The following is an 18,259-nucleotide window of genomic DNA, read 5'->3' on the forward strand; positions in this document are numbered from 1 at the left end:
CGAACAATCAACTCGGTCAGTCCCCTCTCCCTCTGGGAGAGGGTTAGGGTGAGGGGCTCTTGACCTAGTGCCCTGAAGCCGCTGGCCCTGCCTTGGCAGCAAACGGCGGCTTCGCCAGCCACACAATCAGAATCAACCCCATAAACCCCCAACCCAGCAACGTGAAGTAATCCACGGTGGAAAGCATGTACGCCTGGCTGGTGAGAATCTGATCCATCTGCGCATACGCCGACTGGCTCGCCCCACCCAAAGAATGCAAGGTCTCGCGAGTCGCCGGCTCGAAGGTACTGATGCTTTCGCTCATATACGCATGATGCTGATCCGCCCGACGAATCCAGATCCACGTGGTCAGCGATGCAGCAAAACTACCGCCCAGCGTCCGCAGGAAAGTCGCCAGACCCGCGCCGTCGGCAATCTGGCTAGGCGGCAAGTCCGACATCAGAATGCTCAAGGTCGGCATAAAGAACAGCGCCACACCAATGCCCATGAACAACTGCACCAGCGCAATGTGCTGGAAATCCACTTCATTGGTGAATCCAGCTCGCATAAAGCAGCTCAAGCCAATCGCCAGAAACGCCAGCCCGGCCAGTAAACGCAGGTCGAACTTGTTCGCGTACTTGCCGACAAACGGCGACAGCAGCACTGGCAGAATGCCGATCGGCGCGACGGCCAGACCGGCCCAGGTCGCGGTGTAGCCCATTTGCGTCTGCAACCACTGCGGCAGGATCAGGTTGATGCCGAAGAACCCGGCGTAACCCAGCACCAACACCAACGTGCCGATGCGGAAGTTACGGTGCGCAAACAATCGCAGGTTGACCACCGGATGCTGGTCGGTCATTTCCCAGATGACAAACACCGCCAGCGCGATCACCGAAATCGCCGCGCCGATGATGATGAAGTTCGACTCGAACCAATCCAGATCATTGCCCTTGTCGAGGATCACCTGCAACGCGCCGACACCAATGATCAGCGTGATCAGTCCGACGTAATCCATCGGCTGACGGCTGGTTTCCACCGGACGTTTGGCCAGTTGCGAACGCACCACCATCACCGCAAAGATGCCGATCGGCACGTTGATGAAGAAGATCCACGGCCAGCTGTAGCTGTCAGTAATCCAGCCACCAAGAATCGGCCCGGCAATCGGCGCGACCACCGTGACCATCGCCAGTAACGCCAGGGCCATGCCGCGCCTGGCGGGCGGATAGACCGCGATCAGCAGTGTTTGCGTCATCGGATACAACGGCCCGGCCACCAGACCTTGCAGGACGCGGAAGCCGATCAGTTCCGGCATCGACGTCGAGATACCGCAGAGAAACGAGGCCAGCACGAACAGAATCGTGGCCCAGAGAAACAGCTTCACCTCGCCGAACCGACGGCTAAGCCAACCGGTCAGTGGCAGCGCAATCGCGTTGCTCACGGCGAACGAAGTGATCACCCAGGTGCCCTGCTCCGAACTCACCCCGAGGTTGCCGGAAATCGTCGGCAGCGCCACGTTGGCAATGGTCGTGTCGAGCACTTGCATGAACGTCGCCAGCGACAGGCCGATGGTGCTGAGCAACAGGCTGGGCGGCGTGAAAGAGGCGTTATTGCTCATTGTGAATCCTATGAAACCTGATTAGCGCCGGGCCCTTTGTGGGAGCGAGCCTGCTCGCGAAGGCGGCCTTTCAGACAAATAAATGCTGAATGACACACCGCTTTCGCGAGCAGGCTCGCTCCCACAGGGTGAGGGATCAGCGTTGTGCGGTTTTGCTGACCGCAGCGCTGTTGTCGTGGATCAGCTGCGCAATCATCGCGTCGGCTTCGGCCAGTTGACGGTCGTAGACGTTGGTGCTGAACGAGGCTTTTTGCGGCGGCTGCTGCGCCAGCACCGGACCGCTCTGGTCGTGCAGGTTCACTTCAACATTGGTCGACAGACCGACGCGCAGCGGGTGCTTGGCCAGTTCTTCGGCGTTGATGTGAATCCGCACCGGTACACGCTGCACAATCTTGATCCAGTTACCGGTAGCGTTCTGCGCAGGCAGCAGAGCAAACGCGCTGCCGGTACCGGCGCCGAGGCTGTCGACGGTGCCGCTGTACTTCACATCGCTGCCGTAGATATCGGATTCGATGTCGACCGGCTGACCGATGCGCATGTCACGCAACTGGGTTTCCTTGAAGTTGGCGTCGATCCACAGCTGATCCAGCGGAATCACTGCCATCAACGCCGTGCCCGGCTGCACGCGCTGACCGAGCTGCACGGTGCGTTTGGCCACGTAACCGGTGACCGGCGCGATCAAGGTGCTGCGGGCATTGGTCAGGTAAGCCTGACGCAGGTCGGCGGCGGCGGACATCACATCCGGATGCGACGACACCACGGTGTCATCGACCAGCGCGCTGGTGGTTTTCAACTGCTGTTTGGCGTTGGCCAGGGCGTTTTGCGCCGAGGTCAGGTCGTCGCGAGCGTGGGACAGTTCTTCCTGGGAAATCGCCCCGCCCTGCGCCAGGTTTTTCCGGCGGTTGTAGTTGTCCTGGGCTTTCTGCACTTCGGCCTGTTGCGCGTTGACCTGGGCTTTCATGCCATCAACATTGCTGTACAAGCCGCGCACCTGACGCACAGTGCGCGCCAGTTTCGCCTGCGCACTTTGCAGGCCGACTTCAGCGTCGTTCGGGTCGAAGTTGATCAGCACCTGACCTTCGTGAACCAGATCGCCATCGTCCGCACCGATGCTGACCACGGTGCCGGTCACCAGTGGGGTGATTTCCACGACGTTACCGTTGACGTAGGCGTCGTCGGTGCTTTCGTTAAAGCGCCCGATGAATTCGTGATACGCCCAGACGCCGGCGCAGGCGAGTGCAACCACAACGGCCAGCACCAGCAGCATGACTTTGCGCTTGCGCGGGTTGCCGGTGTCCGGGGTGTTGCCTTGAGCTTGGGTGTTTTCGGCAGTGGCCATGACAATTACCTTGAATTAGTTGTGCGGCGTGGCTGGGCTGGCGTTGGCTGCGGTCAGGGTTTGCCCCTGGAAGCCGCCGCCCAGCGCTTGCATCAGTTGAATCGACAGGTCGATCTGCTCGGCATTGAGGGTGGCCAATTGACGCTGGGCCTGCAGCAATTGCTGCTCGATGCTGAGCACGTCCAGGTAGTTGCCGATGCCGGAACCGTAACGCTGGACGACGGTGTTGTAAGAATCCTGAGCGATGTCGGTGGCGTGTTGCTGCGCACCGATCTGCCGGCCGATGTCACGCAACTGGTTGATCGTGTCGCTGACATCGCCCAGTGCTTTCACCAGACTTTTGTTGTACTGCGCCACCGCCAGGTCGTAATCGGCGTCGCGCGCATCGAGGTTGGCGCGCAGGCGTCCACCGTCGAAGATCGGCACCGAAATGGTCGGGGCAATGTTGAAGAAGCGACTGGCCGAACCGAACATCGCGTCACCCAACAAGGACTCGGCGCCGGCCGAGGCCGACAGGTTCAAGTTGGGATAGAAGCGGGTTTTCGCCGAATCGATGTCCTTGCTCGCCGCTTCGACTCGCCAACGGGCGGCAACCAGATCCGGGCGCCGACCGAGCAGTTCCGCCGGCAATACCGACGGCACGGCGACAGCGCTGGCTTGCAGGACTTTCGGTCGGGCGATTTCGTTGCCGCGATCCGGGCCTTTGCCGAGCAGCACGGCCAAAGCGATCTTGGCGCTGTTCAGGCGTTTTTCCGCATCGATCAGGCTGGCTTCGGAACTGGCTTCCAGACTTTGCGTTTGCTGGAACTGGTACTGGCTGTCGATCCCGGAGCTCAGGCGACGCTGGCTCAGGTCGAGCATTTGCTTGGTGCGTTTGAGGTCTTCGTTCGCCAGGTCATAAACGATGTGCGCCTGACCGAGATCGCTGTAAGCGCGAGCGACGTCGGCGGCGAGGGTCAACTGTGCAGCCTGACGGTCGACTTCAGCGGCGCGGGCCTGACCGAGTGCGGCTTCCCAGGCATCACGCTGGCCGCCCCAGAGGTCGAAGTTGTAATCGAACCCGGCGCTGACATTGCGCACGGTGGCGTAGGCATCGCCCTGCCCCAGCGGATCCTGATCCTTGGCCAGGCGCGAACGGCTGATGCCGGCGCTGGCGTCGAGGGTCGGATAGCGCTCGGCGTCGGCGGCATACGCGGCGGCGCTGGCCTGATGCGCGCGAGCTTCGGCGATCTGCATGTCCGGGCTGTCGTGCAGGGCTTCGCGGATCAAGCCGTCGAGTTGCGGATCGCCGAGGCTGGTCCACCAATCGCTTTTCGGCCACGCGGCTGGCGACAGGGTCACGCCGTTGAGGGATTGGCTGGCGTTGAGGCTTTTCGCATCAAGGCTTTTGCCTTGAGTGTCGAGGCCACTGTAGTTGGCGCAACCGGCGAGGATCATCGCCGACAGCACCAGAGTCAGGCTGCTGCGCAAGGTTTTACCGCTCATTGTGTTCACCTAAGCGCTGGATGGTGATCGGGTCACCGGCTGCCAGCAGGATTTTCTTGAGGATGTATTCCAGGGTTTTCAACTCGTCCGGGGTGACGGCGCCGGCGAGTTCATTCATCGCGTCGGCGCCGATGTGCGGCAGGCGATCGGCCAGTTGCTGGCCTTGTTCGGTCAGCTTGAGCTGCACCTGACGGCGATCGCCTTCGCTGCGCTGGCGAGCCAGAAAGCCTTTCTGCTCCAGACGATCGAGCATGCGCGTCATCGAACCGCTGTCGAGCGACAGATGCCGGCACAGCTCGGCCGGGGTATCGACGCCGAACTGGGCCATGATGATCAACACCTTGAACTGCGCGGCGGTGATGCCGTGGGGCTCCATGTGGGTGTCGATGATCCGGTCCTTGAGCAGCGCGGCACGGCCAAGCAACAGGCCGAGATGGCAATGTTTGAATTCGTCCGGGGTGAAATGCTTCATTTGCTCACCTAATAACTGCCTAGGCAGTGAATGTATGTCGAGATGTTACTGCCTAGGCAGCGAATGTCAACGCAATAGTTAGGAGGCTTGGTAGTTAGTTGACCAGTGGAGTGGGTTTTTGTGTTGCATGGGCGACCGCATTCTAGGAATCGCCTGATGTCCAGGCTCGAGTGCCGTGGCTAACGTACGCCGCTCATCGGCCGACACGTAAAGCCCTACTAATGAAGCGTTTCAAACTCCACCGCCCGCTCCTGCTCTCTATCGCAGTCACTCTGTTTGCCTGCGCTTCGAACGCGATGGCCGGCAGTTGTGTGGTAGTCGACTCAAAACTCGACACGCTCAACTTCGGCGCCAGCCTGGCCAGTTCAACCCTGACCATTCCTGCCGACACACCCAATGGCACCGTGGTTTATCAGGACACCGTGCAGTCGACCGCTCACATCTGGAGCTGCTCAAAGACGTCCATGTTCGGCATTCTGATGAATCCGAAGTTAGGCACCGCCAGCGGTACGGAAACTCTTTTTCCGTTAGGCAAAAGCGGGCTTTCCTACCGGGTCTGGTTTGCCGCGCTAGACCGCTACCAATCAGCGCCGCAGGCCATCGCGCCCAACACCAGCTATGGCTTCGGTGCAAACTCGGTGCGCCTGGAAATCGTCAAGACCGGCGAGCTGGCGTCGAAAGTCAACATCGATGCGGGGTATCTGGGCAGCCTGCAGGACGATGATCTGATCCTGAAAAAACTCAACCTGATGAACCCCATCGTACTGAACGCCGCCTCCTGCGAGACACCTTCCGTCCCGGTGGCCATGGGCGACGATTATCAACTTCATGAATTTCGCGAAGCCGGCGCCAAGCCGCGCACGGTGCGCTTCGATATCGCCCTGAACCAATGCCAGACCGGCATCAAGAAAGTCACCTATTCGCTCAAGGCCAACACGCCAGTGATCGACGCGACCAAGGGCATCGTCGCACTGAATGCCGGGTCCACCGCCAAAGGCATCGGCCTGCAAGTGATGAATGAAGCGGGCCAGCCGATCGCTTTCGACACGACCTACCCGTTCGATGCTTTCAACACCACCGGGCTCAACTTCAAGATCCCGTTGTCAGCCGCTTATTACCGCCTGGGCAATGAAGAACTCAGCGCGGGCAGCGCCAATACCGAAGTGACTTTCATCGTCAATTACTTGTGAAGTCTTTAAGAATCGTCTGATTTTCGCCGCCCCCGGCCACCCCTACTGTGCCGGCATGCGATTGAAGAATTACCTCCACCAGATCAGCCCGGTCCTGTCCACGCCCCATGCTGCGCGACGTTTGTTGCGCATTTTTGCGTGGGTGTTGCTGGTGGGCATCCTCGGTGGCGTGTACAGCTTTCTGCTGTTCACCTTCAACAATGAGATCTCCCAGCGGCGCAGCTACATGAGCAGCGCCATTGCCGAGGCGCATACGTTTTTCACTACGCGCGAGGCGCTGCTGGAAAGCCTGAGTTTGTCGGCGACTCGGCAGACTGCGTTAAGCGCGCCGCTGTCCGAAGAGGAAATTCGACTGTTGCTCGGACAACCCCCGGGCAAGCAATGGAGCATCTGGCTGACCCAGCGCATGCGCGACTACCTGCAGGCGCGCAAACTGAACCTGCTCTACGTCAGCAGCGGCGCCAAGGTGCAGGTCTGGCGTCTGTACAACACGACGCCCATGGCCGGCGATTTTCCGCGTGCGATGCTTGATCGCCTGGAAACCCTCAAGCGTGACAACACCAGCGCCCTCAAAGAAATCTGGCTGACCCACAATTCGCAAGGGCACTCGCAGCTGTACATTTTTATTCGTCTGGATGATCGCGACCTCGATTCCGGCTGGCTCGGTCTGGAAATGGACGACCGCGAAGTCTCCAGCGCATTGAGCGACCATAGCGCCGGCGAGTTCACCATGTTCAACTCGCAAGGCATGCCACTCTTCAGCAACAGCCACAAGCCGCCGCCCGGGCAGGATCTGCCGCTGTTGCGCCAACAGGATTTCTTCGGCTTCGTCGGAGACGGCTGGCTGCCCGAGCAATTGGTGTTGCGCAAACAGCTGAAATCGTCGGACTGGCAGTTGACCTATTCCATCGACTTGCTCGCAGTGTTGTGGGCGTTGTGGCCACAGATGCTTGGCGCGCTGGCCTTCTGCGTGGCCAGTATCAGCTTGGTCTGGCTGCTGATCCGGCGTCTGGAACATCGCTTCATCATGCCGACCCTGCAACGCATTCAAGCGTTGGTCGAAAGTGAGCTGTTCAGCCGCGACGTGATCCAGACCGCGCCAGTGGCGCTCTGCGTATTACGCCGCAGCGATGCTCAAGTGGTGCTGGAAAATACCCTCGCGCAGCAATGGCTGGGCGCCTGCAGCGAACAACTCGGCCCCGGCTGGATCCGGGCTGCATTCGCGGAAAACGCGCCATGCCTGACCGACTACTTCGAGACCGCCGACGGTCGCCACCTGTACCTGAGCTGCGCGCCGACCCGCTACAAGGGCGAAGACGTGTTGCTTTGCGCCTTCAGCGACATCAGCGCACGCCGACAGATCGAAGCGGCGCTGGAGCAGGCGCGCCAGTCGGCCGATGCCGCCAACGAAGCGAAAACCCTGTTTCTGGCGACCATGAGCCACGAAATCCGCACGCCGCTGTATGGCGTGCTCGGCACTCTGGAGTTGCTCGCTCGGACCCGGCTCGACGCTCAGCAGAAAGGTTACTTGCGAGCGATCGAAGGATCGTCGGCGACCCTGCTGCAATTGATCTGCGACGTGCTCGATGTGTCGAAAATCGAGGCCGGGCAATTGGCGCTGGAACTGAGTGATTTTTCCGTCGTGGCGCTCGCCCAAGAAGCCGTTCAAGGATACGCGGCGGCGGCACAGAGCAAAGGCTTGCAGCTGTACGCCTGCTTTGACCCGCAATTGCCCGACAGCTTGATCGGCGATGTCAGTCGCTTACGGCAGATCCTCAATAATCTGTTGAGTAACGCGGTCAAATTCACCGATTCCGGGCGCGTGGTGTTGCGGGTCAAAGTGCTGACCCGCGAAGGCGAACGCGTTTGCGTGCAATGGCAGGTCTCGGACACCGGGCGCGGGATTGCCCACGCGGATCAGGCCTTCATCTTCGAACCGTTCTACCAGACCCAAGGCAACAGCCATGAGGTTGCCGGTACCGGGCTGGGCCTGCCGATTTGCCTGCGCCTGACCCATCTGATGGATGGCACCCTGCGCATGGTCAGCGAGCCGGGGCTGGGCAGCAGTTTTTCCCTGACCTTGCCGCTGGAGCAGCGCTCGGGTAATGCGCAGCCTGAGGGCAAGGCGAAGCTCGCGGCCGATACCGTTTACGTGGTGTCGCCAGTGCGCGAGCTGGCCGAAAGCCTCGCTGGCTGGTTGCGCCGCTGGGGCGCTCTGCCGCATATCGGCGCACCGGCCAGCCACGACGGTGCCGACGATGGCGTGTTGCTTGAGTTGTGGCCTGCGCCGATGGAACAGCGCCGAGAACTGCGCTGGGCAGGGCCACGTATTCTGGCGAGCGGCGATGGCGCGTGGGAGTCGCTGAGCAAAGGCGACGGCTGGCTCGTCAACCTGAACGATCTGGCCGCGATCCGCCAGGCGGTGTGCCAAGCGCAGGGCGGTCCCGTCATCGAGCATCAACACCCCGCTCAAACCCAGGTGCTGGCGGCGTTACACCTGCACATCCTCGTCGCCGAAGACAATGCGATCAACCAACTGATCCTGCGTGACCAATTGCAGGAACTGGGCTGCACGGTGACGTTGGCCAGCGATGGCGAAGAAGCCTTGTCACTCTGGCAGGACGACAGCTTCGATGTCGTCCTGACTGACGTGAACATGCCACATCTCAACGGCTACGAACTGGCCAAGGCCCTGCGACACCTGGGCTGCACCACGCCGATCATCGGCGCCACCGCCAACGCCCTGCGCGGTGAAGAGGCGTTGTGCCTGGCCGCCGGCATGAATCACTGCCTGATCAAACCTTTCACGTTGCGAGCCTTGTCGACCGCACTGGCTCCCTACCAACGAGTCGCCGATGAAGTCCTCTAGCCTACTGATTGTCGAAGATCACCCATTTCAGCATCTGTACTTGCAGAACCTGTTCAATGCGCTGGGCGTGTTCGATCTGGAATTTGCCCGGGACGGCGAAGAAGCCCTGCACCGCCTGCAAAATCGCGAATTCGATCTGGTGCTTACCGATCTGTTGATGCCGGGCATGGACGGCGTGCAGTTCATTCAGGGCCTCGCGATGCAGAAATCGCGCCCGGCACTGGCGATCATGAGCGCCGCCTCGCGGCGCATGCTGATGGGTGCGAGCCTGGTGGCGAGCAATCTGCAGGTGAAGGTCATCGGGCTGATTTCCAAACCGGTCAACAGCGCGGCATTGCACTGCCTGATCGAGCAGTTGCAGGCGTTGCGTCAGGACGCGCCTGTTGCCGCGCATACCGGTATTGATCGGCAGAGCATTTTGCGCGCGCTGGACAACGGTGAGCTGCAAGCCTGGTTTCAACCCAAGAAGGCGCTGGACAATGGCCGCATCGTCGCCGCCGAAGCACTGGTGCGCTGGGTGCACCCCGAACATGGCATGTTGTTACCGGGGTTATTTCTGCCGGTGCTGATCGCCCACGACCTTGAAGAACATCTGCTCTGGCGCATGCTGGAACAGGCGATTGCCGCCCAGGCAATATGGCGCCAGCAAGGCTATGACATTCCGGTGTCGATCAATCTGCCCACGCACTTGCTCAACAGCCACGACCTGCCCGATCGCATCCTCGCCTTTGTCCTGCAACACAACGGTCTGCCGGCGCGGATCTGTTTCGAGCTGATGGAATGCTCGGTGCCCGACGACATCAGCAATTTCTACGCCGGAGCCTGTCGCTTGCGGATCAAGGGTTTCGGCTTGTCTCAGGATGATTTCGGCAAAGGCTACAGCGCCTACATGAACCTGGTGTCGGCGCCGTTTACCGAGCTGAAAATCGACCGTGCACTGGTCCAGGGTTGCAACAGCAACGCCGAACTGGCGCAAGCGCTGACCAGCATCGTCACCCTGGGTCGGCAACTGGGCCTGACGGTGGTGGCCGAAGGCGTGGAAACCGCGCAAGAACTTGCTCTGTTGCGTAAGATCGACTGCACTCAGGTTCAGGGTTTCCTGATTTCCCACGCAGTGTCTTCGGAGCAGTTCCAGCAGTTGCTCAGCCACGACGGCCCGGCGAATGTCTGGTGACCGGCACAATGCAGTGGACAATCACCACTTGCCATCGAGGCCATCCATGTTCACTCGCGTAATCACTTTCTTTGACCGGGCGTGTTGATGCCGCATCCCAATGCCTTGCTGGAAAAACTCGCCAGCAGTTCACTGCGCCTGAACAAGGGCTTGCTGATCCTCGGCGCGCTGGTTTTGCTGTTGCTGGGCATCAGCTATCTCGGCGTGCAGCGCATGGTCGAAGAACAGCGCGATACCATGCAGTTCCACTTCGCCCGGCTGATGGAAAACATTCGCGAGCAGGAAGCGTTTCTCGGCGATATCTCACGGGCCAGCGACAAGGGCGAGTACTTCCCGGAAACCGTGGCGCCGCCGGTGGTGCAAAAGCGTTTGCCCGAAGAAGGGCCGAACATTTATGAAGGCCGTGGGCTGCCGTTCTCGCTGCCATTCAGCGTCAAGATCGATCCCGAGCGAATCGCTCCCAGCCAACACCCCAAGGTGTTTGCCCTCGGCAGCTATCTGGCAGCGTATTACAGCGCCTTCTGGGCGGCCTCGCATTACCAGTCGCCGCAGGTGATCCTGCTCAACGGCCCGGACAATTTCGATATCGCCGTGCCCGCCGCCGGTCGTCTGCGAGGTGCGGGGCCAACGCAAATCAGCACCTTCGTCGAGATCATGACCCAGAAGAATCTGCAACGGCGCGCGCAGACTTCAGCGCAAGTGCAGTGGGCGCCCTACCCGTTCGCTGCGGACGACAACGTGACGCCGAGCCTGCTCGCTTATGTACGGATCAACCTGAGCAAACCGACGCTGACCATTGAAGGGGCGAATTCCTGGGTAGTGCTCGGCTCGCTGCTGAAGCTCTCGCAAGTCAACAATATCGAGCGTTTGATGAAATGGTCGATCTACGATGACTTCACCCTGATCACGCCCAGCGGCACAGTGTTGATCGGCGAACTCAAGCCTGATCGGGTGCTCAATGAAGGCGCAAACCTGACCCGCGACGGTCTGGTGTTCAAGCTGAGCAGCCCCGGTGAACGGCACTGGACGGCGATCTATGTGATCAGCGTGCAGAGTTTTCTCGATTACGCATTATGGCCATTGCTGTGTCTGCTGGGCTTGGTGCTGGTAGTGCTCGGCAGTGGCCGAGCGCTGAATCGCTGGTACGCGCAACGGGTGATTTTGCCCGCACAAAGTGCCCACGCAAGCATCGCCGAAAGTGAAGCGTTCAGCCGTGCGGTCATCGATACCGCACCGACCGGCCTGTGCGTGATCAGCCGTCGTGATCATCAGGTCTTGCTGGAAAACCAGCGCGCCCAGCAATGGCACGACACCCAGGAATTGATCAGCCTGCTCGAACAACAAGGCGCGACCGGCCATGGCCACGCGGAGCTTGAGATCGACGGCCGGCATTTGCACGTGGCCTTCATCGCCACCCGTTATCAGGGCCAGGACGCGTGGCTGTGTGCGCTGCACGATGTCACCCGCCATGTCGAAGATGCAGCGGCACTGGAAGTCGCCCGTCAGGCGGCCGATTCGGCCAATCAGGCAAAAAGCCGTTTTCTGGCAACCATGAGCCATGAAATCCGCACGCCGCTGTATGGCGTGCTCGGCACCCTGGAACTGCTTGGCCTGACCGATCTCGCGCCGCGTCAGCAGGCCTATCTGGAAACCATTCAGCGCTCGTCCGCCAGCCTGTTCAAACTGATCAGCGACGTGCTGGATGTGTCGAAAATCGAGGCCGGGCAGATGAACCTTGAGCTTCAGCCGTTCTGCCCGCTGGAGCTGACCGAAGACGTGGTGCGCAGCTACGGCGCGTTTGCCCGAGGCAAAGGTCTGCAACTGTACGCCTGCATTGATGCGGCATTGCCGGATCAACTGCTCGGTGATGCGCAACGCATTCGCCAGATCCTCAACAACCTGCTGAGCAACGCGATCAAGTTCACCGATAACGGGCGCGTTGTGGTGCGCGTTGTGGTGCTGCAAAGCACTGGCGGCCGCGCCGAGGTGCAGTGGCAGGTCAGCGATTCCGGCGTGGGTATTTCCCAGGCACAGCAAGAGCAATTGTTCGACCCTTTCTATCAAGTCAATGAAGCCGATAGTCATGCCGGTGCGGGTCTCGGTCTGGCCATTTGCAAATGGCTGTGCGAGTTGATGCATGGCGAGTTGAATGTGGTCAGCGAACCGGGCCTGGGCAGTCGCTTCAACCTGCAACTGGCGCTGGATTGCGCGCCGGGCAGGCTCGCCGATTGCCCGGCCTTCGAGGCCGGCAGCGCCGCCGTTTACGTGCGCGCACCGGTCGCCGAACTGGCGCAGCATCTGCTCGGCTGGCTGCACCGCTTTGGTCTGGATTGCCGTCTGGTGACGCACGAGTTGCCGTCGTCTTCCGCGCTGCTGGTGGATCTTGCGCCGCTGACCCACGCCACGGTTTTCGATGGCCAGCGAATCGTCGCAATACCGGGCGGCCCCAACCCGGCACAGATCAGCGGCAGCGGCTGGCAGGTCGATGCCGACGATGTGCGCGCGATTGGCTGGGCGATCGCGCTGGCAAGGCACGACGCCCATCAGCGGCGCGTACCCGAGCAGCAGGAAAATACCCGAGCACTGAACCTGCGCGTGCTGGTGGCCGAGGATAATGTGATCAACGCAGCGGTCATCCAGGAACAACTGGAGGCACTAGGCTGCTCGGTGGTTGTCACTACCAACGGCGAACAGGCGCTGGAGCGATGGGCGCCGGGGCGCTTCGATATGCTGCTGACCGACGTCAACATGCCGATCATGAACGGCTATGAGCTGACCACAGCCTTGCGCGAACAGGATGCAACGCTGCCGATCATCGGTGTTACCGCCAACGCCTTGCGCGAAGAAGGCGAACGCTGCGCCGCTGTGGGTATGAACGCATGGTTGGTCAAACCGCTGAACCTGGCGACGCTGCGCGCGCAACTGCAAAGCCACTGCCAGATTCCGATCGCGCAGGTCGCTGACATCCCGCCAGCGCTATCGCCGAAGATGCGCGAGCTGTTTGTCTCGACACTGCACAAGGATATTCAGACCACCCTCAGCGCGCTGGATGCCGCCGACGCCAACAGCGTCGCGCAGCAACTGCACAGCATGGCCGGTGCGTTGGGTGCGGTGCAGGTCGAGGCGCTGGCCCAAGCTTTCGTTGCACTGGAATGCCGCCTGACCGGCATGTCGGTGACTCCCGCGCTGGCCGTAGAGGTTCGTCAACAACTGGCGCGCCTGACTGACCTGCTCGACGCCCTTGAATAATTTCACTCTGGATAAAGCACTCATGGAAACCTTCAACGTTGTCATCGCCGATGATCATCCCATCGTCCTGCTGGGGGTGCGGGAACTGGTCGAGCGCGACCGGCGCTTCAGCGTAGTCGGCGAGGCCGTGTGTTCCGATGGTTTGATCAAGCTGCTGAGGTCACAACCGGTGGATCTGCTGATCACCGACTTCAACATGCCCGGTGACTCGCCCTACGGTGATGGCCTGAAACTGGTGGAGTACGTGACCCGACACTTTCCCGCAGTGCGGGTGCTGGTGCTGACCATGATTTCCAACCCGTTGATCCTGACCCGCCTGCAAGAACTCGGCGTACTTGCAGTCATTCAGAAAAGCCAGTTGCACGTTGAAATAGAAGTGGCGCTCAAAGCCATCGCCAAGGGCAAGCGCATAAGCGGCCATCGAACGACGCCGACTTCGGTGCTGGACGATGGCGCCGATCTCGATGAACGTTTCTCCCGTCTATCGCCCAAGGAACATGAAATCCTGCGCTTGTTTGTTCAGGGGCAAGGCGTCAATGAAATCGCCCGAGGTCTGAATCGAAGTGCAAAGACAATCAGCACGCAGAAGATTTCGGCCATGCGCAAACTGGATGTCAGCAGTGATCAGGAGCTGCTGACTTACTGCATCGAACGCAACTTGTTCAATTGACAGACTGTTGCCCCTCGCAACTTGCTGGTTTCTAGGGATTGTCTGATGTTGCAGCGCCCAACCGGGTTTTATCGTGTTGTCTTTACCCCACCAATGGAAAAGCAACATGAAAAAGCTGTCTCGCACGCTTCTCGCCCTGTCGATCTTCGCTGCCGCTAATGTCCTGGCGGCCGATCCGGTTGTGCCTACCAAGGCTGGCAGCGGCACCATCAACTTCACCGGCACCATCAACAACGATGCCTGCTCGGTCGAAGGCGCCGGCAAGGACAAGACCATTTCGGTGAACATGGGCGAAGTGTCGATCAAGGACATGGGCACCGCCACCGCGCCAAAAGGCAACGGCACGCTGAGCGTCGAGAACTTCGACATGAAGATCAACTGCAACGCTGGCACCAAAGTGGCAATGATCTTCGAACCAACCAAGGGCGCAGGCTCGGGTATCGAAACCGGCACCAAGGTCTTGAAACTGATCGACGGCCTGGGCTCGGCAAAAGGTATCGGTATCGCCTTGCTTGATGCCAACGGTGCAGTAATCGACCTGACTTCGCCGACTACCGCGCGCATCGAAAACACCCTGCAGGACAGCAACACCACGCTGAAATTCTCGGCCGCCTACGTGACCACCGTCGATCCGAAACTGGCCGTTGCCGGCCGTGGCGACGCGACCCTGCCGTTCACCCTGCAATACGAATAAATCGCGCGATTCATCGAGCACTGTGCGGGGCCGAACGGTCCCGCACTTTCTTTCACTCTGCGCGGTAATTCTTCATGTTTTTACGTCCTTCCCTGTCCCTTTGCGTCGGCCTTCTGGGCCTGCTCGCCGTCAATCAGGCCATGGCTGGCATTTCCCTGAGCAGCACTCGACTGATATTCGACGGCAAGCACAAAGAAGCCGGCATCACCGTGCGCAACAGCGGTGCAGACGTGTTGATTCAGTCCTGGGTCGATACCGACAGCGACGAAGCCTCTGTGCCCTTTGCCGTCACTCCACCGCTGGTGCGCGTCAGCGACGGAGAACAACAGATTCTGCGGGTCATCTACGAAGGCACCGGTATGCCCAAAGACCGCGAGTCGGTGGTGTGGTTGAACGTGCAGGAGATCCCGCAGTCGGCGAAAACCGCGAACACCCTGCAACTGGCGGTGCGCCAACGGATCAAGGTGTTCTTCCGCCCTGGCGGCCTGAACAACAACGCTTATCAGGCCCCGACCGAGCTGACCTGGCGACTGACCGAGCGCGCCGGCAAGAGCGTACTGGTGGTGAGTAATCCCGGGGTTTATCACGTCTCGATTGCCGACATCACTGTGCAATCCGGCGCCACACGCGAGCATCCGTTCGACTCGATGATGATCGCCCCTGGCGAAGAAAAAGAGTTTGTTCTCAAACAACTTCACACGGCAGGTTCCCCGCGCCTGTTGTTCAGCAGCATCAACGACTACGGCGCCAGAGACCGTTATGTCGCGCAACTTTCCGGCAGCGCCGCAGTAAGCGCCAGCCTGGATAAAGAATCGCCATGACTCGCGTGCTGCTTTAACAGCCGCACTTTCACTGTATTTCTCTTCGCTCCGTTAGTTCGTATCGGAGGTGATATAGGGTTCCTGCATGTTTTTATTCAAGCGCGATGGCCTGGCACCGTTTTCGGTTGCTCTGGTCTTCAGCACAACCTGTCTGGCTGACGCCGAAGAGCAATTCAATACCTCGTTTCTGCAAGGCGCGACGTCTGCCATCGACCTGCAATCGCTGCTCGCCGGCAGCCGCGTGCTCCCCGGCACTTACCGGGTCGATCTGTATGGCAACGATATGCTGGTGGGCCGCCGCGATATCGCCTTTCGGCGTCTCCCCGACAGTCACAAGGTCCAAGCCTGTCTGACTCTGGACATGCTCAAGCAACTGGGCGTGGATATTGGCAAGCTGCAAGCCAGCGGCAAACTCGACGTCGCCGATGCGGATGCCTGCCTCGACCTGCCCGCGCTGATCGATCATGCCACCGTGCGCTATGACGTGCCGCGCCTGCGTTTGCTGGTCAGCGTGCCGCAAAGTGCCATGGAGCGTGGCCGCCGTGGTTATGTCGATCCGGCGCTTTGGGACGAAGGCGTACCCGCAGCGTTCATCAATTATCAGGTGAGCAGCAACCGCAACAGCACCGATGCCCAGACCACGATTGCCAATAACGTCGGCCTGCGCAACGGCATAAACCTTGGCGGCTGGCGCCTGCGTAACGAGTCGAACTTCAACAGCAGCACCGGCCAGCCAAGTACGTTCAAGAGCAACCGCAGCTACCTGCAACATGACGTCACCGCGCTGAAGGGCCAGTTCAGTGCCGGGGATATTTTCTCCGACGCCGACCTGTTCGACAGCGTGCGTTATCGCGGCCTGAAACTGGCCTCCGACGACGGCATGCGCGCCGACAGTGAGCGCGGCTATGCGCCGGTGATTCGCGGCATTGCGCAATCCAGCGCCACGGTAGAGATTCGCCAGAACAATTACATTCTGTACACCGCCAACGTACCGCCCGGGCCGTTCGAGATCAGCGACATTTACCCCAGCGGCTCCAACGGCGATCTGGAAATCACCGTAATCGAAGCCGATGGCCGGCGCCGGGTCACGGTGCAGGCTTTTTCAAGCCTGCCGATCATGGTGCGCGAAGGCCAGTTGAAGTACAGCGTTTCGGCGGGCCGCTACAACAGCAACAGCGATGACCAGCAAACGCCGGAATTTATCAGCAGCACCGTGGCTTATGGCGTCAGCAGTAACCTGTCGGCGATTGTCGGCACTCAGGCCACCGAGGATTTTCAGGCACTGTCGATCGGCGCCGGTCGCAACACTGCCATCGGGGCGATCTCGCTCGATCTGACCCACTCCAGCAGTCGCACCTTCGGCCAGACGCTCAAGGGCAACAGCCTGCGCGCGTTGTACGCCAAGACCTTTACCGGTACTGACACCAACTTCACCCTCGCCGCTTATCGCTATTCGACCGAGGGCTATCGCACCTTGAGCGAACACGTCGAAGAGCTAAGCCGTGAGGGTGAGCAGCGTAGCGGCAACTCGAAAACCCGCACCGACCTCACTGTCAACCAGAGCCTGGGGCGCAATCAGCAGTTCGGCAGCATCTACCTCAACGCCAGTGATCAGCGCTATTGGGGCCGCGGCGGTTCGCAGAGCCTGTCGGCCGGTTACAGCAATTATTGGGCTGACGTCAGCTACAACCTCAGCGCGACTTACACCAAGGATGTCGGCAACTACGGCCCGGCGAACAACGACACTTTGTTCAATCTCTCAGTGTCGTTTCCGCTGGGCTCAAAGCCCCGCGCGCCGCGAGCGTTCGTTTCGGCCAGCACGCAGAAAGATGACAGCAGCACCCAGGTCGGCATCAACGGTTACCTGTCCGAAGACAGCGACACCTATTACTCAGTGCAGGGAGGCAACAGTCGCACCGGCGGCAGTACGGGGTCGGCCAACCTCAGCACGCGAACCCCAGTGATGGACATCAGCGCCGGCTACAGTCAGGGCCGTGGCTACAACTCGCAGAGTCTCAACGTGGCCGGATCGATTGTCGGCCACGCGGGCGGGATCAACCTGGGGCAGACCGTCGGTGAGACTTTTGCGCTGGCGCAGGTCGACGGTGTCAAAGACGTGAAGATTGCCAGTTTCTCGGGCGCGAAAACCGCCGGTAATGGATTCGCTGTGGTGTCCAATGCGCAGCCGTATCGGGTCAACTGGATCAGCCTCGACACCCGCGACCTGGGCGGCGACTTTGAAATTGAAAACGCCACCCAGCAAGTGGTACCGCGCCGTGGTGCCGTGGTGCTAGCGCGCTACGCGAGCAAAACCGGACGCCGGGTGCAGTTTTCTCTGTTCGACGCGCACCACCAGCCGATTCCCTTCGGCGCGTCGCTTGAAGATGGCGCGGGTAAGCAACTGGCAATCTCCGACCCGAGCGGCAAGGCACTGGCGCTGGTGGAAAACGACACCGGGACGCTCACGATCAATTGGCAAGGCCAGCGTTGTGAAGCACCGTACGCGTTACCTGAACGTGACAAGGCGTTGAATTACGAGCGCGCATCCTTGGTATGTCGCCCGGATCAAAACTAGCAGCGAGATTGCTCGCGAAGAGCTGTCAGCCGCACCCTCTCTGTTGGCTGGAAAGCCGCCTTCGCGAGCAGGCTCGCTCCCACATTTGATCTGCGGCAGGCACACATTCATGTCAGCCGGAGATCCC

General features: G+C 60.3%; 12 protein-coding genes. 8 read left to right on the forward strand and 4 right to left on the reverse strand.

The window, feature by feature from the left end:
* Positions 1–64: 64 nt before the first annotated feature.
* From QOM10_RS18800 to QOM10_RS18815, 4 genes are all read right to left on the reverse strand, one after another.
* Positions 65–1,594: a DHA2 family efflux MFS transporter permease subunit gene (locus tag QOM10_RS18800; protein ID WP_127928968.1), complete on the reverse strand. Its 1,530-nt coding sequence runs from the start codon at positions 1,592–1,594 to the stop codon at positions 65–67.
* 136 nt (positions 1,595–1,730) lie between these two features.
* Positions 1,731–2,933, reverse strand: coding sequence for an efflux RND transporter periplasmic adaptor subunit (locus QOM10_RS18805; protein WP_008082123.1), 1,203 nt, complete (start codon positions 2,931–2,933; stop codon positions 1,731–1,733).
* A 15-nt stretch (positions 2,934–2,948) separates the two neighbouring features.
* Positions 2,949–4,418 carry an efflux transporter outer membrane subunit gene (locus QOM10_RS18810; RefSeq protein ID WP_316916739.1) on the reverse strand — a complete coding sequence of 490 codons (1,470 nt, stop codon included), beginning with the start codon at positions 4,416–4,418 and terminating at the stop codon, positions 2,949–2,951.
* Positions 4,408–4,890: a MarR family winged helix-turn-helix transcriptional regulator gene (locus QOM10_RS18815; protein ID WP_077573642.1), complete on the reverse strand. Its 483-nt coding sequence runs from the start codon at positions 4,888–4,890 to the stop codon at positions 4,408–4,410. Before QOM10_RS18815 ends, QOM10_RS18810 begins: the two co-directional genes overlap by 11 nt.
* Positions 4,891–5,111: 221 nt before the next feature.
* Here QOM10_RS18815 and QOM10_RS18820 point away from each other — a divergent pair, with 221 nt between their 5' ends.
* From QOM10_RS18820 to QOM10_RS18855, 8 genes are all read left to right on the forward strand, one after another.
* Positions 5,112–6,080, forward strand: a complete 969-nt coding sequence (locus QOM10_RS18820; RefSeq protein ID WP_150774795.1) for a fimbrial protein — start codon at positions 5,112–5,114, stop codon at positions 6,078–6,080.
* 55 nt (positions 6,081–6,135) lie between these two features.
* Entirely contained in the window at positions 6,136–8,949 is a 2,814-nt protein-coding gene (locus QOM10_RS18825; RefSeq protein WP_116030160.1) for an ATP-binding protein, read from the forward strand.
* Positions 8,936–10,123, forward strand: a complete 1,188-nt coding sequence (locus QOM10_RS18830; protein WP_116030161.1) for an EAL domain-containing protein — start codon at positions 8,936–8,938, stop codon at positions 10,121–10,123. The genes QOM10_RS18825 and QOM10_RS18830 overlap by 14 nt, the downstream gene beginning before the upstream one ends.
* 87 nt (positions 10,124–10,210) lie before the next feature.
* Positions 10,211–13,372, forward strand: coding sequence for a hybrid sensor histidine kinase/response regulator (locus QOM10_RS18835; protein WP_160040989.1), 3,162 nt, complete (start codon positions 10,211–10,213; stop codon positions 13,370–13,372).
* Positions 13,373–13,394: 22 nt separating this feature from the next.
* Positions 13,395–14,042, forward strand: a complete 648-nt coding sequence (locus QOM10_RS18840) for a response regulator (RefSeq protein ID WP_122843759.1) — start codon at positions 13,395–13,397, stop codon at positions 14,040–14,042.
* A gap of 106 nt (positions 14,043–14,148) precedes the next feature.
* Positions 14,149–14,736 carry a fimbrial protein gene (locus QOM10_RS18845; RefSeq protein WP_116030164.1) on the forward strand — a complete coding sequence of 196 codons (588 nt, stop codon included), beginning with the start codon at positions 14,149–14,151 and terminating at the stop codon, positions 14,734–14,736.
* A gap of 74 nt (positions 14,737–14,810) precedes the next feature.
* The gene (locus tag QOM10_RS18850; RefSeq protein WP_116030165.1) at positions 14,811–15,557 is read left to right on the forward strand and encodes a molecular chaperone; all 747 of its coding nucleotides are present in this window, start codon (positions 14,811–14,813) and stop codon (positions 15,555–15,557) included.
* 85 nt (positions 15,558–15,642) lie between these two features.
* Positions 15,643–18,132 carry a fimbria/pilus outer membrane usher protein gene (locus QOM10_RS18855; protein ID WP_316916740.1) on the forward strand — a complete coding sequence of 830 codons (2,490 nt, stop codon included), beginning with the start codon at positions 15,643–15,645 and terminating at the stop codon, positions 18,130–18,132.
* The last annotated feature ends 127 nt before the right edge of the window (positions 18,133–18,259 follow it).

It is taken from the genome of Pseudomonas sp. P108, from assembly GCF_032613195.1.
GTDB lineage: Bacteria > Pseudomonadota > Gammaproteobacteria > Pseudomonadales > Pseudomonadaceae > Aquipseudomonas.